This window comes from Acinetobacter sp. ANC_7512 (genome assembly GCF_056779935.1).
In genome coordinates this window covers 48,741-71,364 of the sequence record NZ_JBWYIX010000007.1, presented here as the reverse complement: position 1 = coordinate 71,364, position 22,624 = coordinate 48,741, and the positions used below count along the sequence as shown (strand labels likewise).

General features: G+C 39.6%; 23 protein-coding genes and 4 tRNA genes. 7 read left to right on the top strand and 20 right to left on the bottom strand.

Annotation, left to right across the window (positions count from 1 at the left end; all coding sequences use genetic code 11):
• Positions 1 to 11: 11 nt before the first annotated feature.
• From AC1M9H_RS08210 to ispH, 5 genes are all read right to left on the bottom strand, one after another.
• Entirely contained in the window at positions 12 to 755 is a 744-nt protein-coding gene (locus AC1M9H_RS08210) for a pilus assembly PilX family protein (protein ID WP_081403224.1), read from the bottom strand.
• The gene (locus AC1M9H_RS08205; protein ID WP_481613148.1) at positions 752 to 1,789 is read right to left on the bottom strand and encodes a PilW family protein; all 1,038 of its coding nucleotides are present in this window, start codon (positions 1,787 to 1,789) and stop codon (positions 752 to 754) included. Before AC1M9H_RS08205 ends, AC1M9H_RS08210 begins: the two co-directional genes overlap by 4 nt.
• Positions 1,789 to 2,307: a type IV pilus modification protein PilV gene (gene pilV / locus AC1M9H_RS08200; RefSeq protein WP_228143086.1), complete on the bottom strand. Its 519-nt coding sequence runs from the start codon at positions 2,305 to 2,307 to the stop codon at positions 1,789 to 1,791. The genes AC1M9H_RS08205 and pilV overlap by 1 nt, the downstream gene beginning before the upstream one ends.
• Positions 2,307 to 2,738 carry a pilus assembly FimT family protein gene (locus AC1M9H_RS08195; protein WP_481587375.1) on the bottom strand — a complete coding sequence of 144 codons (432 nt, stop codon included), beginning with the start codon at positions 2,736 to 2,738 and terminating at the stop codon, positions 2,307 to 2,309. Before AC1M9H_RS08195 ends, pilV begins: the two co-directional genes overlap by 1 nt.
• A gap of 153 nt (positions 2,739 to 2,891) precedes the next feature.
• A complete protein-coding gene (ispH, locus tag AC1M9H_RS08190; RefSeq protein ID WP_481613147.1) occupies positions 2,892 to 3,842 on the bottom strand; it encodes a 4-hydroxy-3-methylbut-2-enyl diphosphate reductase in 951 nt (316 codons plus the stop codon).
• Positions 3,843 to 3,976: 134 nt separating this feature from the next.
• Here ispH and gmk point away from each other — a divergent pair, with 134 nt between their 5' ends.
• The 6 genes from gmk to bfr all read left to right on the top strand — a co-directional run bounded on the left by gmk (position 3,977) and on the right by bfr (position 8,762).
• Positions 3,977 to 4,597: a guanylate kinase gene (gene gmk / locus AC1M9H_RS08185; protein WP_035264330.1), complete on the top strand. Its 621-nt coding sequence runs from the start codon at positions 3,977 to 3,979 to the stop codon at positions 4,595 to 4,597.
• A 75-nt stretch (positions 4,598 to 4,672) separates the two neighbouring features.
• Complete coding sequence (gene rpoZ, locus AC1M9H_RS08180; RefSeq protein WP_035264331.1) at positions 4,673 to 4,954, top strand: DNA-directed RNA polymerase subunit omega; 282 nt, start codon at positions 4,673 to 4,675, stop codon at positions 4,952 to 4,954.
• A 204-nt stretch (positions 4,955 to 5,158) separates the two neighbouring features.
• On the top strand, positions 5,159 to 7,261 hold the full coding sequence (locus tag AC1M9H_RS08175) for a RelA/SpoT family protein (protein WP_481613146.1): 2,103 nt from the start codon (positions 5,159 to 5,161) through the stop codon (positions 7,259 to 7,261).
• A 75-nt stretch (positions 7,262 to 7,336) separates the two neighbouring features.
• Positions 7,337 to 7,720: a RidA family protein gene (locus AC1M9H_RS08170; protein ID WP_035264336.1), complete on the top strand. Its 384-nt coding sequence runs from the start codon at positions 7,337 to 7,339 to the stop codon at positions 7,718 to 7,720.
• A 153-nt stretch (positions 7,721 to 7,873) separates the two neighbouring features.
• Entirely contained in the window at positions 7,874 to 8,068 is a 195-nt protein-coding gene (locus tag AC1M9H_RS08165; RefSeq protein ID WP_481613145.1) for a bacterioferritin-associated ferredoxin, read from the top strand.
• A 229-nt stretch (positions 8,069 to 8,297) separates the two neighbouring features.
• A complete protein-coding gene (gene bfr / locus AC1M9H_RS08160; RefSeq protein ID WP_035264352.1) occupies positions 8,298 to 8,762 on the top strand; it encodes a heteropolymeric bacterioferritin subunit Bfr in 465 nt (154 codons plus the stop codon).
• A 36-nt stretch (positions 8,763 to 8,798) separates the two neighbouring features.
• Here bfr and AC1M9H_RS08155 read toward each other — a convergent pair whose 3' ends face one another.
• From AC1M9H_RS08155 to tpiA, 15 genes are all read right to left on the bottom strand, one after another.
• On the bottom strand, positions 8,799 to 10,301 hold the full coding sequence (locus tag AC1M9H_RS08155) for a PglL family O-oligosaccharyltransferase (RefSeq protein WP_481613144.1): 1,503 nt from the start codon (positions 10,299 to 10,301) through the stop codon (positions 8,799 to 8,801).
• A gap of 181 nt (positions 10,302 to 10,482) precedes the next feature.
• The gene (locus AC1M9H_RS08150; RefSeq protein ID WP_481613143.1) at positions 10,483 to 10,971 is read right to left on the bottom strand and encodes a pilin; all 489 of its coding nucleotides are present in this window, start codon (positions 10,969 to 10,971) and stop codon (positions 10,483 to 10,485) included.
• A 181-nt stretch (positions 10,972 to 11,152) separates the two neighbouring features.
• Positions 11,153 to 11,713: a TPM domain-containing protein gene (locus tag AC1M9H_RS08145; RefSeq protein ID WP_481587382.1), complete on the bottom strand. Its 561-nt coding sequence runs from the start codon at positions 11,711 to 11,713 to the stop codon at positions 11,153 to 11,155.
• Positions 11,707 to 12,777, bottom strand: coding sequence for a TPM domain-containing protein (locus AC1M9H_RS08140; RefSeq protein ID WP_481608902.1), 1,071 nt, complete (start codon positions 12,775 to 12,777; stop codon positions 11,707 to 11,709). Before AC1M9H_RS08140 ends, AC1M9H_RS08145 begins: the two co-directional genes overlap by 7 nt.
• 24 nt (positions 12,778 to 12,801) lie before the next feature.
• Positions 12,802 to 13,392 carry a LemA family protein gene (locus tag AC1M9H_RS08135; protein ID WP_481592271.1) on the bottom strand — a complete coding sequence of 197 codons (591 nt, stop codon included), beginning with the start codon at positions 13,390 to 13,392 and terminating at the stop codon, positions 12,802 to 12,804.
• Positions 13,393 to 13,543: 151 nt separating this feature from the next.
• Positions 13,544 to 13,948: a ribosome-binding factor A gene (locus AC1M9H_RS08130; protein ID WP_035266025.1), complete on the bottom strand. Its 405-nt coding sequence runs from the start codon at positions 13,946 to 13,948 to the stop codon at positions 13,544 to 13,546.
• On the bottom strand, positions 13,948 to 16,662 hold the full coding sequence (infB, locus tag AC1M9H_RS08125) for a translation initiation factor IF-2 (protein WP_035266024.1): 2,715 nt from the start codon (positions 16,660 to 16,662) through the stop codon (positions 13,948 to 13,950). The genes AC1M9H_RS08130 and infB overlap by 1 nt, the downstream gene beginning before the upstream one ends.
• A 14-nt stretch (positions 16,663 to 16,676) precedes the next feature.
• Positions 16,677 to 18,161 (bottom strand): transcription termination factor NusA, encoded by a 1,485-nt coding sequence (nusA, locus tag AC1M9H_RS08120; RefSeq protein WP_035266021.1) that lies wholly within the window; start codon positions 18,159 to 18,161, stop codon positions 16,677 to 16,679.
• Between the two features lie 39 nt (positions 18,162 to 18,200).
• The gene (gene rimP / locus AC1M9H_RS08115; protein ID WP_035266019.1) at positions 18,201 to 18,725 is read right to left on the bottom strand and encodes a ribosome maturation factor RimP; all 525 of its coding nucleotides are present in this window, start codon (positions 18,723 to 18,725) and stop codon (positions 18,201 to 18,203) included.
• A gap of 202 nt (positions 18,726 to 18,927) precedes the next feature.
• Positions 18,928 to 19,004, bottom strand: a tRNA-Met gene (locus AC1M9H_RS08110).
• Positions 19,005 to 19,095: 91 nt separating this feature from the next.
• Positions 19,096 to 19,172 (bottom strand) — tRNA-Met (locus AC1M9H_RS08105).
• A gap of 81 nt (positions 19,173 to 19,253) precedes the next feature.
• Positions 19,254 to 19,330 (bottom strand) — tRNA-Met (locus AC1M9H_RS08100).
• 48 nt (positions 19,331 to 19,378) lie between these two features.
• A tRNA-Leu gene (locus tag AC1M9H_RS08095) sits at positions 19,379 to 19,463 on the bottom strand.
• A 53-nt stretch (positions 19,464 to 19,516) separates the two neighbouring features.
• The gene (gene secG, locus AC1M9H_RS08090) at positions 19,517 to 19,846 is read right to left on the bottom strand and encodes a preprotein translocase subunit SecG (protein ID WP_035266018.1); all 330 of its coding nucleotides are present in this window, start codon (positions 19,844 to 19,846) and stop codon (positions 19,517 to 19,519) included.
• Positions 19,847 to 19,859: 13 nt separating this feature from the next.
• Complete coding sequence (gene tpiA / locus AC1M9H_RS08085) at positions 19,860 to 20,651, bottom strand: triose-phosphate isomerase (RefSeq protein WP_481613142.1); 792 nt, start codon at positions 20,649 to 20,651, stop codon at positions 19,860 to 19,862.
• Between the two features lie 261 nt (positions 20,652 to 20,912).
• Here tpiA and pilB point away from each other — a divergent pair, with 261 nt between their 5' ends.
• Entirely contained in the window at positions 20,913 to 22,622 is a 1,710-nt protein-coding gene (gene pilB, locus AC1M9H_RS08080) for a type IV-A pilus assembly ATPase PilB (protein ID WP_481592346.1), read from the top strand.
• Positions 22,623 to 22,624 lie beyond the last annotated feature (2 nt).

Here is a 22,624-nt window from a genome sequence, read left to right as displayed (position 1 = left end):
ACACATCCCCATTAAGATTCAGCGCGCTGATAAGCATCAAAAATGTAACTTTGAATTTGGGTGTTATACGGCACACCAATATCCTTTAAACAAGATGAAATGGTTTGTGCATTACCCACCAATGGTGCTGTATGTGGTCGGCGCAAACAAAGATGGATTTCATCCGTTAAATCTGTCGAAGACAATGCGGGTAAGAGCGATGTTGAATAGACTGTTATTTTTTTAGTATCAGAAGGTTGTCCTATACTTTCAGTGTCAGTTCCAACGTTTGCGTTTGAAAGTGGGATATCATGATCACTGTCTGATGGAGGGCTTACGATTACAGACACCTGAGTTAATTGCGCCTTACGAGCACTGGCATAATCCCCATCATTTGATAAGGAACAAAACCCAGAAACACCATCGACTGAGACATCACTCATTGCTTCATTCCAACGCAATACACTACTATTGGAAACATTAAACATCGCACTATTGGATTGGTTTCTAAAACAGAATACGACTTCGTCACCTTCATTCTGAATCGAGTAACCAATTAAGCTCAGAGGGTTACCACTGGAGGCAGCATAGCCGCCATGCCCCAATCGATAAAAAACAGTATCGGAAGATTGCATTAACAATTGTTGCGCTTGGCTGTTGGTGGTGATATTCAAACTCACCATACTTTGTCGAATCGCCCAAGTACCAATAATGGTGAGCAGAACTAACATAATCAGTACCACAATCAGCGTTGCACCACGTTGATGTTGAATCATAAGCCCTCCGCTGAATCCATCACACTCATACCATTTCGAATCGCGATCGTTTGTGTAATGACTTGTCGAATAAATTTAGTCGCGACGGTTTTTTGTGCTTTTTTTAATTTTACTTTTTGATCAAGAACTTCAAATTCTTGATGAGGAGAAATTGCTTGATTTTGACCTACATTTTCAGAGGACCTTACTAATAAACCGACCTGTATTGAATTGATGCGTGGACGTGGATAAACATTGAGCTTTTTATAATCTTCAATACTTATATATCTTTGCTGTGCCGTATTATCGTCATTAGAAATCCCCAACAGATAGTGAAAGTGATCAACACGATGCATCAAAATTTCACCATTCGTTGTTCCAAAGACAGTCTGTTTATTATTAAAATTTTTTAAAATTTGAGTGCTGTTACGCGTGTACCACCCTGCTTCACAGGCCAAGACCAATGCATCGTGTGGTTCTTTTTGAATATTTGCATTTGCATCTTTACGTAGAAAAAAACGTTGAACAATATATCGTCCAGCATCGTAATTATTACCTTCACAATCCACACCTTGTGTATCAGCATAAAACTGCATGACCAATTGGTCGCTCATTCCCGCTTGAGCAGGTTGTGAAGATTCAGCTGAAACCAACTCTATATTACTCGGCATACCAGATTGCGATACAGGCACAACCTCCGTATTTGGAATATTTCGTGAAATATTGACGGGAATATTGGTCGCATTAAATGCCAAATCACCAGATGTAGGCACCACTGGAGACTGAGCTGAAGTGATAACAATGCCACCATGCGTCAAACGATCATTAATGATATTTACTTGACCATAATTTGCTTTACGAATTTCATAAGTAAGAAAGCGCAGACCAAAGTTGCCGTTATCTTGAACCTCCGACATCCCTTTCTGCATCGTGAATCCCATCTGCCCTGTAAAAAACAGATGTACCGCAGCAGCGGTAATCAATAATCCAAGCACCAAAGCGATCATAAGCTCGACTAGCGTCAAACCTTTTTGTGTATACCTAAGATGCTGCATCAATAAAGCTCCATAACGATGCATTGCGCTTTTGGTAAATAACTTCCACCATGGGTACATGCATCTTTTGCAGAAGCATCATCGATAGGTTTTGTTTTTCCCCAGGCTACGTAAATGCATCGGCGAGATTGCAAATTATTACTGACTTGGCAATTCGGCATTTTGATACTCATACCAAGACCATTGGCATTTTTTATTATCTGGGCAGCATCATAATGGGCAAAATCGGCTGCTTGAACACATGGATTCGTCGTTCCTTTTTGCACACATGATTTGGCTGTAGTTGTTTGTGTTTCTGCATTTATTCTGGCTTGATACTGAGTATAAGCATTTGAGTTCGCACGTATCTTCTCAGATAAGTCACGCGCTAAATTCATGGCTTGTAATTTAGACATTGCTTCATGTGAAGCATCAATTGCGCGCATTTGTAAAAATGAAAACCCCAATACCCCAATGGCCAAAACCAATAAGGCAACTAGAATTTCAATCATTCCTACCCCCTGTTGCGCAGCACGCATTAGCATGTCCCCTCTGCTTTTAAATATTGTGTTCCCATTCTTGTAATTGCTATCGTTTTAGAAACACCTAACACCTTATTACAAATAGAAAAATTTATGTCAGATGTAAAGTCAGAAATTCCCCCATCCATCCAGAATGTGACTTTTTCTTGTGATGAAGTCAATTTATTTTGCGCTTTGGGTGTCCAATGAAAGATTGTACTGCTATCTGATTGATTCGACTTAAGATCTACAGTCACATCTTTTCTTAACAATGTTGCTTGATTACGCGCCATCATCAGCACGCTTGATAATTCACGCACATCTGAATTTAGGCGATATTGCGCAACAAGATTTTTAAAAGATGGAATAGCCATGGTTGCTGTGATTGATAGCACAATTGTGGTAATCAACAGCTCAATAATGGTAAAGCCCCGTTGTAAGTCTTTCATATTCAAACTTTTGTATTTATTTATTAATGTTACAAAAGTAATATTTTATAATAATAAATCCAACACAGTTGTGACAAATGGTATTAAAATAAGGATAAGATCACACTTTTACAATTTGTTCACTTATCCTGCTATGTCATTGATAACTCATTATTAAGCTTGAGTAACTTGAATTCTCAATTCTTTAGGCAAGCTAAAGGTTATGTTCTCCTCTCGCCCATTTAATTCCTGTGGTGACGTAGCGCCCCAATCTTGTAGACGCTGAATCACTTGTTTAATCAAAATTTCAGGTGCTGAAGCACCTGCGGTAACACCAATTTTAGTGGTTTCAGCAAACCATTCCTTTTTCAGCTCATCCGCATTATCTACGAGATAAGCATGCTTACCCATTCGCTCTGCCAATTCACGAAGACGATTAGAGTTCGAGGAGTTTGGAGAGCCAACCACTAAAACGACATCACATTGAGTCGCTAAATCACGGACAGCATCTTGACGGTTTTGAGTTGCATAGCAGATATCATCTTTACGTGGCCCTTGGATCGCTGGGAATTTAGCACGTAAAGCATCAATGACTTTTGCAGTATCATCAATTGAAAGTGTCGTTTGAGTGACAAATGCTAACTTATTAGGATTATTCACCTGTAAAGCAGCAACATCATCTTCATCTTCAACCAGATAAATTGCACCACCATTTTTTAGATCATATTGACCCATGGTGCCTTCAACTTCTGGGTGCCCTTCATGACCAATCAGAATGGCTTCAATCCCTTCACGCGCATATTTTGTGACTTCGATATGCACTTTTGTCACGAGAGGACATGTGGCATCAAATACTTTTAATCCACGGCACTCAGCTTCTTGTTGTACAGCTTTTGATACACCATGTGCACTAAAAATCACGATATTGTCATCAGGAACTTCATCTAATTCATCTACAAAAATTGCACCACGTTGGCGTAAATCGTCCACAACAAATTTGTTATGTACCACTTCATGACGAACGTAAATCGGAGGATTAAAGCTTTCAAGTGCACGATTAACGATCGCAATAGCGCGGTCTACACCAGCACAGAAACCACGTGGATTAGCTAAAACAATTTCCATAAGACCCTCAAACGATCGCTAAAATTTGGTCAATGAATCAGAATATTTTTTAAAACAAATGCGAATTGCTATTTAGTTTAAAAGCACTCTGCTCTAAAATAGAGAAGATATTTTATCATATCAGGAAAAATATCATGTCGGGTCTCTTGTTTGTCGTTTCAGCTGCTTCTGGAACTGGCAAAACATCATTAGTTAAAGCCCTACTTGAGCGCGTAAGCAATTTACACGTTTCTGTTTCACACACTACTCGAGGTCAACGTCCTGGTGAATTAGATGGTGTTCATTATCACTTTACCAGCAAAGAATCTTTCATTGAGCAAGTGAATCAAGGTGGTTTCATCGAATACGCAGAAGTTTTCGGTAACTACTACGGCACTTCACAAGCGACTGTAAAAGAACAACTTGCAAAAGGTCATGATGTTTTACTTGAAATTGATTGGCAAGGTGCAGAACAGGTTCGCAAACTTTTTCCTGAATCAAAACAAATTTTCATTCTTCCACCTACTCAATTTGATCTTCGCCAACGCCTATCAAACCGCGGTACAGATTCTGTTGAAGTGATTGAACATCGCTTAAGTTGTGCAGTAGAAGATATGCAACAGTACGTAAACTTTGATTACATCATCCTGAATGATGATTTTAATAAAGCTTTACATGATCTTGAGTCTGTCATTAATGCGAACCGTCTTTCATTATCACAACAGGCTCACCGACATAAAGATTTAATTCAAAAATTAATCACACCGAATTCGTGATTAAACTTGAGTCTATAGACAAAGCATTTTATACTGCGCAGTCTGTTAAAAAATTTCATACATACGAGAACTCTTATGGCACGCGTAACCGTTGAAGATTGTTTAGACCATGTAGACAACCGCTTTGAGCTTGTACTAGTGGCAAGCAAACGCGCGCGTCAACTTGCTCGTCAAGGTATCGAACCAACTGTAGAATGGGACAATGACAAACCAACAGTGGTTGCTTTACGTGAAATCGCTGAAGGTCATGTCACTAAAGATATCTTGAAACAGCGTGAGCAAGATTATCAAACGTCTAGCTTAGATTTAGCACTTTCTGCAAATAACTTAAACTTAGATGGTTTTTCTTTCCAATAAGCTTTAAGACCTGCATTTAAAAGAGCCTAGTCCAGTGACTAGGCTTTTTTATTGAATTTTTTTAGAGAATGATTCGACAAAATTGAAAAAATTTGTTAAAAAAATTAGAGCTATTCTCTATTTAAAAATAGAGCATTGTAGCAATATGAATTTTTAGTAAAGTCTTTTACTTTTTACTCTCTTCCACGGATTCAAAGGTGTAGTATGCCAGGCCCATTGGTCAGCCAAGCTAAGCAACAGCTAAAAGTCATCATCGACGCGTATTTATCTGAAAAGGACGTCGACAGAGTGCTTGTGGCCTGCGATTATGCTGACATGGCACATGATGGTATTACACGCAAAAGCGGTGAACCCTATATTCTGCATCCGATAGCCGTAAGTTGTATTCTGGCGCATATGCGCCTAGACCCAGAAACGTTGATGGCAGCACTACTGCACGATGTCATTGAAGATACCGACTTTAGCAAAGAAGACATTACTGAAAAATTTGGCAAAACAGTGGCTGAGCTGGTCGATGGTGTTACGAAATTAAGCCACTCTAGTGACAAAGAATATAATAAAGCAGCCTCATTCCGAAAAATCCTACAAGCCACATTGCAAGATCCTCGTGTGATCATCATTAAACTTTCAGACCGTTACCACAATATGACGACTTTGGAAGCTTTAAGACCGGATAAACGTGCCCGTATTGCGCAAGAAACTTTTGATATATTCGTGCCAATGGCGCGTTTGGTCGGCATGAATGAAATGGCTGACAACCTTGAACACCTCTGCTATCAAAATCTTGATTTAGATATGTTCAATGATGTTCAAGATGCTTTGGCGCAAACCAAACCTCAACGCTGTAAATACCAAGCCATTTGGGAAAAGCATTTGAGTGACCTCTTGGAAAACTTCAATATTCCCGGGCGGATCAAAAAGAAAAACAATAACATTGAATTGCTACGCCACTTTGTTAAAAACGAAATTAACCTTCAAGAACTCACACATAGTCATGCGTTTGAAATCGTTCTCCAGACCATTGCCGATTGCGATCGTTTAGTTGAGTTGTTAAAAGATAACTTCCAAGTTTTAAATTACCAAGATCATATCCGCCGCCCTCTTCCAGGTGGCAATCAATCCTTAATGCTGCGTTTGAAAGGCGAGAAAACAACGCTTTCGCTCACCATACAAACTGAACTTATGCGTAAGGCTGCGCGATTTGGTGTGGTATTAGGTGAAAATGCTCCTCAAACATGCCGATCTGCCATTCAAGCATCTATGCAGAATTTGCACACCTTAGTCGGTGGCGACTGTGCAAAGACCACGTTTAATGATCTATTAGATTATCTACATCAAGAAAAAATATGGGTCTATACTCCTCAAGGTCACTTACATGAGTTACCACAAGGAGCGACAGCAGTAGATTTCGCTTACTCTGCAAGCTTGTTCTTAGGTAACCATGCAGTCGGCTGTAAAATTGATGGAGAAATCAAACCACTTTCTACACCACTCTCAAGTGGGCAAGTCATTGAGGTGATTACAGATGTTCTCGCTTCACCCAACCCCGATTGGCTGAGCTTTATCAACACTCAAAAAGCCAGACGCTCTATTCAAAATATTTTGCGAGACCAAGATATTGATGAACAGCGCCTTGTCGGTCAACAAGCCTTAAATCGTGCATTAAAGTTATTTAATACCTCTATTCATGATTTAACCGATCAAAATTGGACTGAACTATTACAATGGCGCCATATTCCAAGCAAGAATCAACTTTTTGAACAAATTGCTGTAGGTGATTTGCTCCCACAACTTGTAGCGAACCATCTCTTTGCTCAAGATCATCATCAAGATCAAGCATCAAGTCGCCTGATCTTAGGTACTGATGGTGTAGATGTAAAATATGCCCATTGTTGTAATGCAGTGCTAGGCGATCCTATTCAGGGACATTTATCTCGCCGCGGTCTTATTGTTCACCGTGCTCGCTGTAAGAATCTTCTACACGAACAACAGTTACACCCTGAAAATATTATGCCGTTGCACTGGAAAGATGAAGGTGAATCAGAAATCAACTTCAATGCTTACTTGTGTATCGATCTATTATTAATTGATGAGCAAATTTCAGAACTGATTTATATCTGCCGTAAATCAAAAATAGGAGTCGAGTCCGTTCGAAAATACGATTCAAAAACCTATCTGAGTATTGTTGTTCATAGTCGTCAGCAAATTGCGCAAATCATTCGTGAACTCCGCATGCAATTTGGTTTTCCGCGTATTTCACGCATGTCAGCTCCTCTTGCGGTTGAAGAAGTCTCACAAGCCTGCTAAAGAATACAGATTAGAGCTTTCACCTATAGTGTTCATCCTTTATGATGAAGCTAGATTTGAATAATGGAGAAATAGATGTCCCGCCAAGTCATTCATACTGAAAATGCACCTGCTGCAATTGGTACTTACTCTCAAGCCATTCTTGTCGGCGATACACTTTATCTTTCAGGACAAATTGGATTAGACCCATATAGCATGGAATTGGTTGAAGGCATTGAAGCCCAAATTCGTCGTGTATTTGATAATCTAAAAGCAGTTTGTGAAGCTGCTGGTGGTTCTTTAGCTGATATTGCTAAACTGAATATTTTCCTCACTGATTTATCTCACTTTCAATTGGTAAACCAAATTATGGGTGAATATTTCGCTCAGCCGTATCCAGCGCGTGCAGCATTAGGCGTTGCAAGTTTACCTAAAGGCGCACTGGTTGAAATGGATGGTGTTGTGATTATTTCTAAATAATTTCAATATCTTAAAAAATACCACCTATGAGGTGGTATTTTTTTATCTAGAAAATCGATGAATTAAACAGCATTTTTAAATGAATTTCATTGACAAACGATAATAATTATCAATAATATCAACTATCGCATTTATCCTTGTGGTTGAGCAGAAATGTACGTTTGTTTATGTCGTGGAATTACAGATCAAGATATTAAAGATGCTATGGCAAATGGCGCTGAATCTTATCGTGAAATTCGTGACTTGCTCGATCTAGGCACTTGTTGCGGACGCTGTGCTCCTGAAGCACGCAGTATTATTAATGAAGAACTTGCTGAAATAGCTGCCAGAATTTCAATCGCCGCTTAATTCAGAATGTGCTAAAAATAATAACAACTCATTCTATAACTATAATTCAGATTTCCAATTTCTCCCCCCGCTTTGACTCAGCGGGGTTATTTTTTGCAAAAGTGTATTTGATTGCGATTTTCATTTGCTGTTCAATAAATTACTCGTCAGCCTTTAGCAAGTTGGGTTAAGATAATCTCTATCGATAGCCTTCTATGATAGGCTGAATTTTGAGTTTGGAGCTAAGATCATGAAAGGCAACCGTGACGTTATTCATCAGTTAAATCAGGTGCTTTACCACCATCTTACAGCCATCAACCAATATTTCTTACATTCACGTATGTTTAATGATTGGGGCATCGAACAACTCGGTTCAGCGGAATATAAAGAATCTATCCGTCAAATGAAGCATGCAGATAAAATCATTGAGCGCATTTTATTTTTAGAAGGTCTTCCAAATCTGCAACATCTGGGTAAGCTCTATATTGGTCAACACACCATTGAAGTGCTGCAATGCGATGTTCGGAAAGTCAAAGAAAATATTGAAACGATTCAAACTGCTGTGAAATTAGCAGAAGAACAACTCGATTATGTTACGCGCGATTTGGTACAAGAGATTTTAGAAAAAGAAGAAGAGTATTTAGATTGGGCGACCACTCAACTCGATCTTGTCGATCAAGTTGGTGTAGAGAATTATATTCAAAGCCAAATTTAATGATTGAAATAAAAAAATCCCCTTTCGGGGATTTTTTTATTTCAATAAATCATCATACTCAATATGCTGCTTATGCAATGTTTCTAAAATCCATAATTGATGCTTCGCTTCTTGTTCCTTCCCATTAAAAGCCAACACTTGTGCATACTTATGTAAATCATATTTTGATGCCAAGTTTGCAACCATTCGCTCTATATCAGCAAGTTGTTGTTCTGTCATTTCAGTTTTAGGATCTAGTCCAATCCACCACACGCGCTCTTTAAATTGAGTAATCAACCAAATTTTCTTTTGCATGGTGTGTTGTTGATCTGCTGTTAAAGCTTCAGCCTTTGATGCGAGTACACTTTGCTCTTTATATAAAAAATAATCTCGTGTCGTAACTAAAGCCCCAACAATCGTGATAAGACCAATCACTGCGAACACTCGACCATTAACTTTTAATGAAGGCAAATTTGTATATTGCGCCTGAATGATGCCCAGTAAAAAACCTGCTGGAAGTAGAAAATAAGCATAATGCAAAGGAAACTCTAACATGCCATGAATGAGGATTGCACATACCATTAATGTTGCAATGATCGAGATATTATCCTTCACCCCTTTATTGAGCCACAGTAGCCAAGCTGTAAAGTACAGAAGAATAAACCCACCTAAAATCAAACCATTCCAGACCAACAGATCTAGAATCATGTTGTGTGCACTTTTATACCAAAGTGAAACTTGGAAGGTATCAGTAATATAGTATTGTGCTAAGCCTGTTTGATTCCATCCATACCCCCACCATGGTTGATGCAGAATTGCAGCTATCATTTGTTGCCACATATCTAGCCGAATATCACCTGCACCTTTTGCCACTATTGCTGAGCCTTGAACAGCAGTTTGAGTATCTGTAACAGCAAAAAGCCATTGATCAAGAGATGCTAAATTGGATGAAAGTAATATAAATAAGCCAACCCATAATGCGAGATGGATATGAGAAAATCGATTCTGTTTTTTGACTTGTTTGATTAACCAATAGATCACAATAAAAGCGCAAACGATAATACTTGTTCGAGATTGTGCTAACACCACACCAAACAGTGTGATTAAAGACATTGGCACAAGAAAAAAACTAGAAATTATTTTCTTTTCAAATAGATAAATACTACTTAATAAACTTAGAATGAGTAATGTCGCTAAATTATTCGGCTGAGCTAAATTCGCATACGGGCGATTGCCGTTAAATGAATAAATAATACCTGAAAAGAAGGTATGCATATCCAACCACTGTAGCACAGCAAATATAGCTGAGATAACTCCGACTGAAACAAATGTTAAACAGGTAATTTTAAATACTTGTTCTCTCTTTTTCTGCTCGAGGCAAAGTTGATATCCAGCAATCACCATCAACATAAAGAACAGAATATAAGCAAAACTAAATAAAGCATTGCTGAAATAGATGTTCTGTCCGAAAATAAATTGAATAAGTGGAATACTTAAGAAAGGCAGCAACAGGAGCTGTGGTTTTGGTATGTTTAGTTTAAACTTTGCTAAGCCTAACAATAAAAATGATGCTGCAATAAAAGTTAGTATTTCTGAGCCAAAAGTCGGCCAAGGCGAGCGATGGTATGGGAGGAGCAAAGAAAGAATTAAAAGTATGAGAGCTATGCAAAAACAAATCATAAAGGCATCAAAAAATATCAATTTAACAAAAAAACCCTCACTAGGTGAGGGTTTTTTTGTTTTAAGAACCTGCTGGTGGTTGTGTTGCTTCAGCAGCTGCACAATTGTTAGCAAATTGCTGTGGAACGTCTGTAGTACAAGCCCACTCACCAGTAGCTTGATTATATGTGAATATTACCTTTTTAGTTCTTAGGTTTTTATTAACAGTATTATTAAATAAGTACTCTACAGCATAAGTACTAGCTGATCCATCCCAAGCTGGTGCGGATGGAGTTGCATTAGGACCAATCGTTCCATACTTACCATTCAATTGGATACCCAAAGCATTTGTTTCTGCTGTAGATGCACCAGTTGAGGAAGTAAATGCTGTCCCTTGGTCAATTTTTTCTTGAGCTGCTGTTTTAACACCATTTAAAAGTGTTTGTGATTCAGCAAATTGTGATCGAGCAATGTAATTTTGATATTGAGGAATCGCAATCGCAGCAAGAATACCGATAATGGCAACAACAATCATTAACTCGATTAAAGTAAAACCTTTTTGAGCGTTCATAACATCTCTCCTAATTTTTAAGTTCAAAGTTAACAACCTATCCCCAATATAGATTTTGTTGTTGCTAACTAACTGATGCTATTTTCTGATAACGCTTCAAAGTTGCCAATAAATATTTTTCAAATTTATTTTTAATGTTAATTTATGTAAAAAAGTGACATTTTTTGTCACTTTTCTTAAATCAATTTAAAATAATTGGCTGATTACTGAGCTCATTTTCCAAATCTTGCACTTTATCATCATAAAAACGATTCAAAATTTCGCCGACTTCCATCACGCCAACAATAACACCCTGTTTATAATTTTTATTTTTTAGCTCATTAATCATGTGATCACAAATTGCTTGCCAATCCTGTTGCGTTGTGGCCTTTTGAATTCCACGATCAATCACAATTTCAACTTTCTGCTCACATAGATTTAAATATATCAGTACACCACTATTAAACTCTGTATCCCATACACCTAATTCAGCAAAAAGTTGTTCTGCTCGCTGACGAGTATTCATTGAATAAGCCAAGGCACATGGAATATATCCCTCTATGACCACTTGGATCTCTCCAACATGACCTTGCTCCGCTTGTTTCACTGCCTCTGCAATCGCATTTTGATCCATTTTGGAAAAATAACGTTTAGACGCAGGCAAATAACAAAAATGCTTAATCCAACGCTTGAAGCTCGGTTGAGATGCTTGTTGCAACTTTGGTTCAGTGATAATTTCTGTCGTTTCAGTTTTTGTTACCATGAGCCTGACGCACCTCCCCCACCAAAGCCACCACCACCGCCACTAAATCCACCACCGCCAAATCCGCCTCGACCGCCACTGCCGCCGCGTCCTCCGCCAGATAAAAATGCTTGGAAAATCAACTGTGCGATGGATGTAAATAATAAAAAGAAAATTCCAATGCCCACAATCAAGCTGATTAAAATCCCTGAACCATAAATCATACTCGCAGCAAAAGCAGTAACGCCCGCGACCGAAGCACTTAAACGATTACCAATAATAAAAGAACCAATCACACCAGCGATTAAAATAAATAATACCGTGTTAAATGTCTTTTCCTTTGCATATTGCGCTTTTAAGGCTTGTTCTTGTCTAAGTTTCAGCTCTTCAGCAGCCTGTTGGGCAATTTCAGGATCAAGGTTAACAATTCGTTCAATTTCTCTAACCCCTGCAATTAAACCCTGTCCAAATTCATTGGCTTTAAAATAAGGGGTGATTTGTTCGCGAATGATTCGACTCGCAACGATATCTGGAATCACACCTTCCAATCCATAGCCTGTTGCGATATGTAATCTTCGATCATTAATTGCCACTGCGATTAATAAACCATTATCTTGTTGAGCAGAACCTAACCCCCAAGTCTGTGCAGTCCGCATTGCAAAATCAAAGATACCTTCCTGACCAGTTGTTGGAACGATGACGATCCCAATTTGAGCCTTACCCTCGTTATACAGACCACGAATTATTGTATCGAGTTCTGACTTTTCTTGAGGAGAAAGTATATTCGCCTGATCTATCACAGGTTCATTTAATGTAGGAAGTTGACGTTGTGTGTCTCCTTCCTGCATATCATTTGAGACAGTAACTGGAGATACTGGTGTTGGTTTATTTTGCTGAGCACTTGTTGATGGATTTGTTGAGTTGGATTGAATCACTTTTCCCAGCACAATCGCGTCAGACTCATGATCTACTGCTGTTGCAGATTCTGCATGAACCGTTTGCAATGTACAGGTCATCACAAAGACAAATAGCCATGAAATCAATTTCATACTATTTTGTCTAAGATGCTGAGTTCTCATGCTCATATTCATCAACTTATAATCATTGATTTAATCAAAAGAAACATTAGGTGTCTTTTGTGCACTCGCTTCAGCACTAAAGTTTTCTTTTGCATCCATGCCAATGACTTTCGCAGTTACAACTTGTGGGAATTGACGAACATAGGTGTTGTAATCTTGGACGGTAGAAATATAGCGATTACGCGCAACTGCTATACGGTTTTCTGTACCCTCTAATTGTACCTGCAAATCACGGAATTGCTCATTCGCTTTAAGATCTGGATAGTTTTCAGTCACTGCCAGCAAACGTGATAATGCACTTGTCATTTGCGATTGCGCTTCTTGATAACGCTTGAATAGTTCAGGATTTTCAAGGACTTCTTTATCAACTTTGAGCCCTGCAACATTTGCACGTGCCTCTGTGACTTCAGTTAAAACTTGTTCTTCATGTTTTGCATATCCTTTAACTACATTCACCAAATTCGGAACAAGGTCTGCTCGACGCTGGTATTGGTTTTGTACCTCAGACCATGATGCAGTCACGGCTTCATCTTTCGCTTGAAGTGTATTGTACCCACAACCTGTAAAAAGCAAGGTACTTGATAATGCGAGCACAACAGCTGATTTTTTTAAAGTTTGCATGACATCAACCTCATTATTTATTTGTATTTGTTTAATTAAAAATATTGTATACGCAAATTCAAAATTGAATGTAGCATTTATTTTATGGCTTTAATTTATATAAAAACATTAAGATAAAAAAAGCCACCCTAAGGTGGCTTTTTGTTTGAAATTACTCTTCGTCTTTTTTATCGTCAGCTGGAGGTAAGTCCTTCACAGCTTCAGCAATTAGACCAAACATGTAGTTTCCGTATGCATTAGTTTTATCATAATGGAAACGTAAACGAGGTGTGATACGTGTCTTAATACGACGACTCAGCTCATGACGCAGAAAACCTGATGCTTTATTTAAAACATCTAGAGTATCTTTATTTGCTGCTTCACTTTGCTCATCACCAAGTTCACGCCCCATGACAGTGACGTAAACTTCAGCATAGCCTAAATCTGGGCTCACTTTCACCGCTGAGATGGTCACAAGACCACCTAAGCGTGGATCTTTCAGCTCCTGACGGATAAGTTCAGACAATTCACGCTGAACCGTGTCCGCCATACGCTTAAGACGTTGACTACCCGCCATTAAAGACTCCGTTTAATTAATTGAACATCATAGACTTCGATTTTATCGAGCACTTTGATGTCTTTATAGCCTTTGACTGCAAGACCACATTCCATACCAGCACGAACTTCTTCAACCACTTCTTTATAACGGCGAAGTGATTCAAGTTCACCTTGGAACACAACCACGTCATCACGTAAGACACGAATTGGTTTATTACGGTGTAATAAGCCCTCAAGAACCATACAACCTGCTGCAGCACCAAACTTACTCGAGTGGAATACTTCACGTACTTCAGCCACACCAAGAATTGTTTCACGATGTTCTGGTGCAAGCTTACCACTCATTGCATCTTTCACATCATCAATCAATTGGTAAATGATTGAGTAGTAACGGATGTCGATACCATCTGCGTCAGCTTTTTGGCGCGCTGTATTATCTGCACGAACATTAAAGCCTAATAAAAATGCTTCTGAAGATTCTGCAAGTGTGACATCAGACTCAGTAATCGCACCAACACCTGAACCAATGACACGCACTTTCACTTCATCAGTTGAAAGTTCAGCCAATGCAACATGAAGCGCTTCCAATGTACCGCGAACATCTGTCTTCAGAACAACATTCACAATTGGCACATCTTTTTTGCCCATAGAAGCCATTAAGTTTTCAAGACGCATTGCAGATTGACGCTCTAAACGTTTTTGACGTTCACGATCCATACGCGCATCAGCCACTTCACGTGCTTTCTTCTCATCATTTACAACAAGAACTTCGTCACCTGCCATTGGCGCTTCTGGAAGACCTAAGATTTCAACTGGAATCGATGGACCTGCAGACTTAATACGTTGACCATTTTCATCAGTCATCGCACGTACACGACCGTAAGATGCGCCTGCAAGAACGAGGTCACCTACTTTTAATGTACCATTTTGAACAAGAATCGAAGTAACCGCACCACGACCTTTATCAACACGTGCTTCGATTACAACACCTTGTGCCGCACCTTCTTCAGAAGCTTTTAGCTCTAGAAGTTCAGATTGAATCAAGATCAAGTCAAGAAGTTCATCAATACCTGCACCCGTGTGCGCAGAAACCATCGCGACAGGGACATCACCACCCCATTGCTCAGGCACGATTTCTTTAGTTGTCAATTCATTCAATACGCGATCTGGATCAGCAGATTCTTTATCCATCTTGTTGATTGCAACAATGATTGGCGTACCTGCTGCACGAGCATGGTCAATCGCTTCCGCTGTTTGTGGCATAACACCATCATCAGCTGCGACCACCAATACAACGATATCAGTTGCTTTCGCACCACGTGAACGCATCGCAGTAAATGCTGCGTGTCCCGGAGTATCTAAGAAAGTGATAATACCTTTATCCGTTGTAACGTGATAAGCACCGATATGCTGGGTAATACCGCCCGCTTCACCTTGCGCTACTTTCGCACGACGAATACGATCAAGAAGCGATGTCTTACCATGGTCAACGTGACCCATGATAGTAACCACTGGTGGACGCGTTGTTTGTGCACCACGTGCTTCTTCAGCCGCTTCAAGCAAGTTATCTTCCGCTTGAGTATCTGATACTAGAACTGGGTTATGACCCATTTCTTCAACAACTAGAACTGCTGTATCTTGGTCGATTGATTGGTTTTGAGTGACAAGCTCACCCATTTTCATGAGTGTTTTAATTACTTCACGAACCTTAATCGCCATTTTTGCAGCAAGGTCAGCAACAACAATAGTTGCACCGATTTCAACATCATAAACTTGCTTTTTAACTGGCTTCTCGAAACCATGTTTATTAGCTTGGCTTGATTTCAAACCACGTTTATGAGAGTTGTCACGGAAAGATTGCTCTTCTTGACCGCGACGACCACCTTTCTTAGGAGAACGTGCACCTGGTGTGTTATTACCACGCTTAATGTCACGGTCTTCTTTCGCGAATGAATCTTCGTATGCTTGACCAACAAGACCAGCAGCCAATGGAGAATCATCGACCACACGAATCGTTGCAGTTGCATCTTCATTAGAGTACTTAGAAGCCATCTGACGCATTTGTTCAAGCGTACGTTGTTGTGCTTCTTCAGCTGCTTTACGACGTGCTGCTTCTTCGACTGCTTTTAATTTAGCAGCTTCAGCTTCACGTGCTTTTTTCTGTTCTGCAGTTTCAGTTGGCTTAGTTGCTTGTTTAACAATCGGTTTATTTGTTGACTTGCGCTTAACCACTACCGCAGCTTTAGCAACTTCTTGCTTCTCACTCGATTGTTTCGCTGCAGCACGCATTGCATCTAAGTTCGCTTTCGCTTTACTTACTGCAGGTTGCGCCTTTTCTTCAGCTTGAGCTGGTTTAACTTCAACTTTTTGCTGTGCTTTTGCTTCAGTTTCAGCTTTTGCTTTTGCCAATGCTTCAGCTTTAATTTGTTCAGGATCTGGCTTAGTGAACGTATGCTTCTTACGAACTTCTACGTTAATAGTTTTAGCTTTACCTGATGTACTTGCCACTTTTGCAGTACTCGTAGTTTTACGTTTCAACGTGATTTTTCCTGCGCTGCCGCTGTCTTGCCCATGCGCTTTTTTCAAATGAGCGACTAAACGGTCTTGCTGTTCTACTGAGATTGTGTCTTCTGCCTTAGATTGAGGCAACCCAGCATCTCGCACCTGATCTAATAGTTTTTCAACTGGAAGACCTACGCTGACTGCTAACTCTTTAATTGACTTATCCGTCATGTATGACCTCCTCGTTAATTAAACCATGATTCACGTGCTTTCATGATCAATTGACCTGCTTTCTCAGCACCTAAACCTTCGATATCAGAGATATCATCAGTTGCCTGATCTGCTAAATCATCTACTGTGATTACACCGCGAGCCGCTAATGCATAAGCAAGCTCTGAACTCATTCCTTCCATCGCTAGAAGCTCTTCGCTCGGTTCTTGAATATTTTCTTGCTCTTTGAGTGCATCTGCTAATGCAACTTCTTTCGCACGGCTTTGTAAAAGCTCAACCGTTTCTGCATCTAATTCGATTTCATCAAATGTTTCAGCTGGAACGTAAGCAATCTCTTCAAGTGAAGTAAAGCCCATTTCTACCAATGCCATCGCAAGGTCTTCTTCAATATCAAGACGACCTACAAACATATCGAGATATTGCTGTGCTTCATTTTGTTGACGAGCACGGTACTCTTCTTCAAGCATCATATTGAGCTTATAACCAGTTAACTCAGAAGCTAAACGTACGTTTTGACCTTGAGAACCAATTGCACGCGCCAATTGATCGCTTGTAGCAAAAATAATATCTGCTGTGCGTTCTTCTTCATCAATCACAATACCCGATACATCTGCTGGCTCTAAAGCACTTGCGATATATTGAGCTGGATCATCTGACCAAACTACAACATCAATACGCTCACCGTTCAATTCTTGCTGTACAGCTTGGATACGTGTTCCACGCATACCAATACATGCACCAACTGGATCAATACGATGATCGTTCGTTTTCACTGCAATTTTAGCACGAACACCCGGTTGACGTGCAGCAGCTTTAATTTCGATGATTTCTTCAGAAATTTCTGGAATTTCTTTTTTCATCAATGCCATTAACATTTCTGGCTTAGCACGAGAAAGTTGTAGCTGCGCACCACGACCTTCACGGTTTACGTTAAATAAAATCGCATTTACACGCTGTTTAGGACGTAAAATTTCTTTTGCGATCATTTCTTCACGTGCAAGATATGCTTCCGCATTCTCACCGAGGTCAATGATGAAACCATCTTTAGTTTGTTTCTTTACTTCACCGTAAATTAACTCACCAACTTTAGATTCATATGCATCTGCAATAAGCGCGCGTTCAGCTTCACGAATTTTCTGAACAATAACTTGCTTCGCGATTTGAGCTGCAATACGACCAAATTCAATTGATTCTACTTCAAGCTCACGCACATCACCGATTGACCATTTCGCTGGGTCTACATCAGAAATCGCGTCTTGGCATGCAGGCATTTCATGATCTTCATCTGCTACTACAGTCCATTGACGGAAAGTACGGTATTCACCAGTCTTACGATCGATTTCAACGCGCAACTGTGCTTCTTCAGAATTTGTGCCTTCGTAGAATTTTTTCTTCGTTGCAGCAACTAGAGCTTGCTCGAGCGCTTCGAAAATCGCTTCACGACTAACACCTTTTTCATTACTAACCGTCTCAGCAACGGTAAGAATTTCACGGCCCATAAGTCACCTACTATTCAAATTCTTTTAGTTAAGATTAATTTAGTCTTGGTAGATCAAGTTGGCCTTATCGATATTGTGACTATCGATCTCGAGCACTTGTTGCTTTTCAACTTCAACTTGGATCATTTCATTTTCTACATCTACAGCAACCAGTTTCGCTTGGAATTTACGGCGGTTATCCACTGCAGAAATCAAACGTAAAGCAACTTGTTGACCAATATATGCTTGCATCTGTTCAAGTTTAAAGAAAGTGCGATCCCAACCTGGTGATGAAACTTCTAATGCATATTCACCAGAAATTGGATCATGAACATCGAGGATTGCACCAACTTGTTGGGTAACACGTACACAATCTTGCACACCCACACCACGACCAAGATCAATTTCACCGTCTTCGGAAATAACAGGTTCTTTGTTTGGATCTTCAGGCTTGTCAATGTAGATACGTACTAGCGAACGCTTACCCTGAGGTGTAAATTCTAAACCCCATAGTTCAACATCGCACGCCTCAACAGCGGGTGCGATCAGTTCATACAATGCTTGGGTTTTATTTGATAACTTCATTTACTCTCGTCATTTATGTGCGATTCAATCGGCCAACAGACCGACACAGACTAACTATAGTGATAGCATGATTATTTGACCAATTGATGTCCACACTACACGATAGATAACAAAAAAGGGCGCATTCGCCCCCATTATTGCACAGAAAAGCAATGCCCACTGTGCAAAAAGGCCCACCTAGTTGTGAGCCTCTTTAGAAACTTGGTAGCGGGAGCTGGATTTGAACCAACGACCTTCGGGTTATGAGCCCGACGAGCTACCAGACTGCTCCATCCCGCATCAACGTGCAAAATTATATCTAAATTTGAATCATTTTTCAATCAGAAAAATTTTCTAATTAGACTTGATTAAGTTGCACCTTAATCAAAAGTGGTAGCGGGAGCTGGATTTGAACCAACGACCTTCGGGTTATGAGCCCGACGAGCTACCAGACTGCTCCATCCCGCATCAACGTGCAAAAAGTATATCTCAACTCAAACTTTGTTTAAGTTGCCTATTTTAAGTTTGCATCTTAATTATAGGATTGATTGGTAGCGGGAGCTGGATTTGAACCAACGACCTTCGGGTTATGAGCCCGACGAGCTACCAGACTGCTCCATCCCGCATCAACAGATTTTGCTGCAAACACCAACTTAAACTTCTGGATTATAAGTTGGTGCGGAAGGGGGGACTTGAACCCCCACGCCCGAAAGCACTACCACCTCAAGGTAGCGTGTCTACCAATTCCACCACCACCGCAGCTGTGACGCATTCTAGTGGTTTCAATGAAAAATTGAAAGCGAAATATTCAATTATTCAGCTGGTTTTGGTGCAGTTGATGAAGTTTCAGGCGATTTTTGATCAACTTGCTCAGTTGTGTTAATCGTTTTCAAACCATAAGCATCTGTCGTTTGCTGCTTCGCAAAGTAAGCCAAGCTAATACTTGTGATAAAGAATAAAGCAGTAAGTATCCCGGTTAAACGAGTTAAGAAGTTACCAGAACCAGAAGCGCCGAATACAGTCGCTGCACCGCCACCGCCAAAAGACGCACCTGCATCTGCACCTTTACCATGCTGTACTAGAATTAAAATAATCATCAATAACGCTAAAATGATGTGTAGCACCAGTACAAAAGATTGCATGATGAACTCCTAATTATTTTGATTGGGCAAATGCTTGCGCAATTTGAACAAATGATTCTGCATTGAGTGATGCACCGCCTACGAGGGCACCATTGATATCAGGGCATGCTGCCAATTCAACAGCATTCTCAGGTTTTACACTACCACCATAAAGAATTGCTATGTTTTGACCTTCAGGTGTAATTTGACTCAATCCTTCACGAATTTTAGCATGCATTGCTTGTGCATCATCCGGGGAAGCTGTTTTACCAGTTCCAATTGCCCAAATTGGCTCGTAGGCGACGGTAATATGCACCCATTGCTCTGGATTCACAACACCTGCAATGTCACAAATTTGTTGTAACACCACTTGCTCAGCTTGCCCACTTTCACGCTGTTCAAGGCTTTCACCCACACAATAGATGATATGTAAGTTAGCAGCTAAAGCATTTTTTATTTTTTCATTAAGAATCGCAGGCGTGTCATTAAATATTTCACGACGCTCAGAATGTCCAATTAATACATAATCGACCTGGCTATCCTTTAAAAGATCTGCGCTGACTTCACCTGTAAATGCACCAGTACCCGCAATACGAGATACATCTTGAGCAACCACAAACACTTCATGAGCATCTTTTACAAGTTCATTTTTTACTTGGAGTAAAGCCAATAAAGTTGGCGCAACACCAATTTTACAAACATCATGAGCGATTGAAGCTTGCTCAAGCTGTTGTTTCAAATCAGCTAAAAGCTGTTGCGTGTTAGCCTGCATTGGGTTCATTTTCCAATTGCCTACAACCCACGGAGTAATTGTCGAACCCGACATAGATCTAACCTTCTATCAAAAATGCGCACATTCTACACGGATTTTAAAAAATTAACGTAAAAATTCAATGGATACAGATTCAGCACCTAGAATTCTTTAAAAAAAGACAACATAAGACACAATATCCAACAGAATAAGTGAAAAAATTCAATTTTTTCATAGTTTTCGGATAATATTAATGATTTTAAGTATAGAATTTTCTACTTATAACCGTATAATTTTAATATTCGAATTATAAAATGAATTTAAGGCGTATTGGGGATGACTTTAGATCAAAGTGGGCCAAAATTTTCTGGGTTAAGTCGTCGTTTGGTTGATGAAGGCATTTTGACCTCCCAGCAAATGCAAAATGCTATTATTAATTCAAAAAAATCTCATCAAAAATTAGTACCTTACCTCGTTGAACATCTCAAAATACGAGCAAGTACGATTGCTGAAATGGTTGCTCAAGAGTTTGGGGAGCCATTGTTCGATTTAGATGCATATAATGTTGAGTTACTACCCAAAGATATCGTTGCAGAAAATCTTGTTACAAAACATTTAATCTTACCTTTATATCAACGAGGTATATCTTTATTTGTAGCGACGAGTGATCCTACAGATATCGAAGCATTGGAAGCAATTCGATTTAATAGTAAATTAAACGTCGTTCCTATTACTGTAGAACATAATAAACTTGAAAAACTGATCGAAAAGCATTTTTCTGAAAATGAGAATTTCAATTTCGGTGATGAAGATCTTGACGTTAACGTGGTCGAGAACGATACACCGCAAAATAATAACGATGATGGTCCTTCAGGTGATGATTCCCCGATTGTTAAGTACATCAACAAGCTTTTGGTTGACGCCATTCGCATGGGTGCATCAGATTTACACTTCGAACCTTATGAAAAAACGTACCGAGTTCGATACCGCGTTGATGGTGTTTTAAGAACTATTGCAAATCCACCATTGCAACTCGCGAATCGATTAGCTTCACGCTTGAAAGTTATGTCTCAAATGGATATTTCAGAAAAGCGTATTCCGCAAGATGGCCGTATTAAGCTTAAATTATCTCGTACTAAAGCGATCGATTTTCGTGTTAACTCATTACCAACCTTATTTGGTGAAAAAATCGTATTACGTATTTTGGATCCTTCTAGTGCAATGCTTGGTATTGATGCATTAGGTTATGAAGAAGATCAGAAAGCTTTATTTCTTGAGGCACTTGAGAAGCCTCAAGGCATGTTACTGATTACGGGCCCAACAGGTTCTGGTAAAACAGTATCGCTTTATACAGGATTGAATATTTTAAATACTGAAAATGCCAACATCTCTACAGCAGAAGATCCCGTAGAAATTAACTTAGAAGGCATTAATCAGGTCAACGTCAATTATAAAGTGGGCTTAAGCTTCTCAGTCGCATTGAAATCATTCCTGCGTCAAGATCCTGATATTATTATGGTCGGGGAGATTCGAGATCTCGAAACAGCTGAAATTGCAATTAAGGCAGCACAAACAGGCCACATGGTGATGTCTACACTTCATACCAATAGTGCTCCTGAAACCTTAACCCGTTTGCGCAATATGGGGGTTCCCTCTTTTAATATTGCAACTTCGGTGAATCTCGTCATTGCTCAACGACTTGCTAGACGACTGTGTGTGCACTGCAAAGTACCTGCTGATATTCCTAAACCAAGTTTGTTAGAAATGGGATTCACAGAACAGGATTTAGCAGATCCAGATTTTAAAATTTATCAACCTGTCGGTTGTCCTGAGTGCCGTGATGGTTATAAAGGACGTGTCGGTATTTATGAAGTCATGAAAGTGACACCTGAAATTTCGAAGATTATTATGGATGATGGCAATGCATTAGAGATTGCAGCTGCATCTGAAAGACTGGGGTTTAAGAATCTTCGACGTTCGGGCTTAATTAAGGTCATGAACGGACTCACTTCTTTACAAGAAGTGAATCGTGTGACCAGTGAATAATT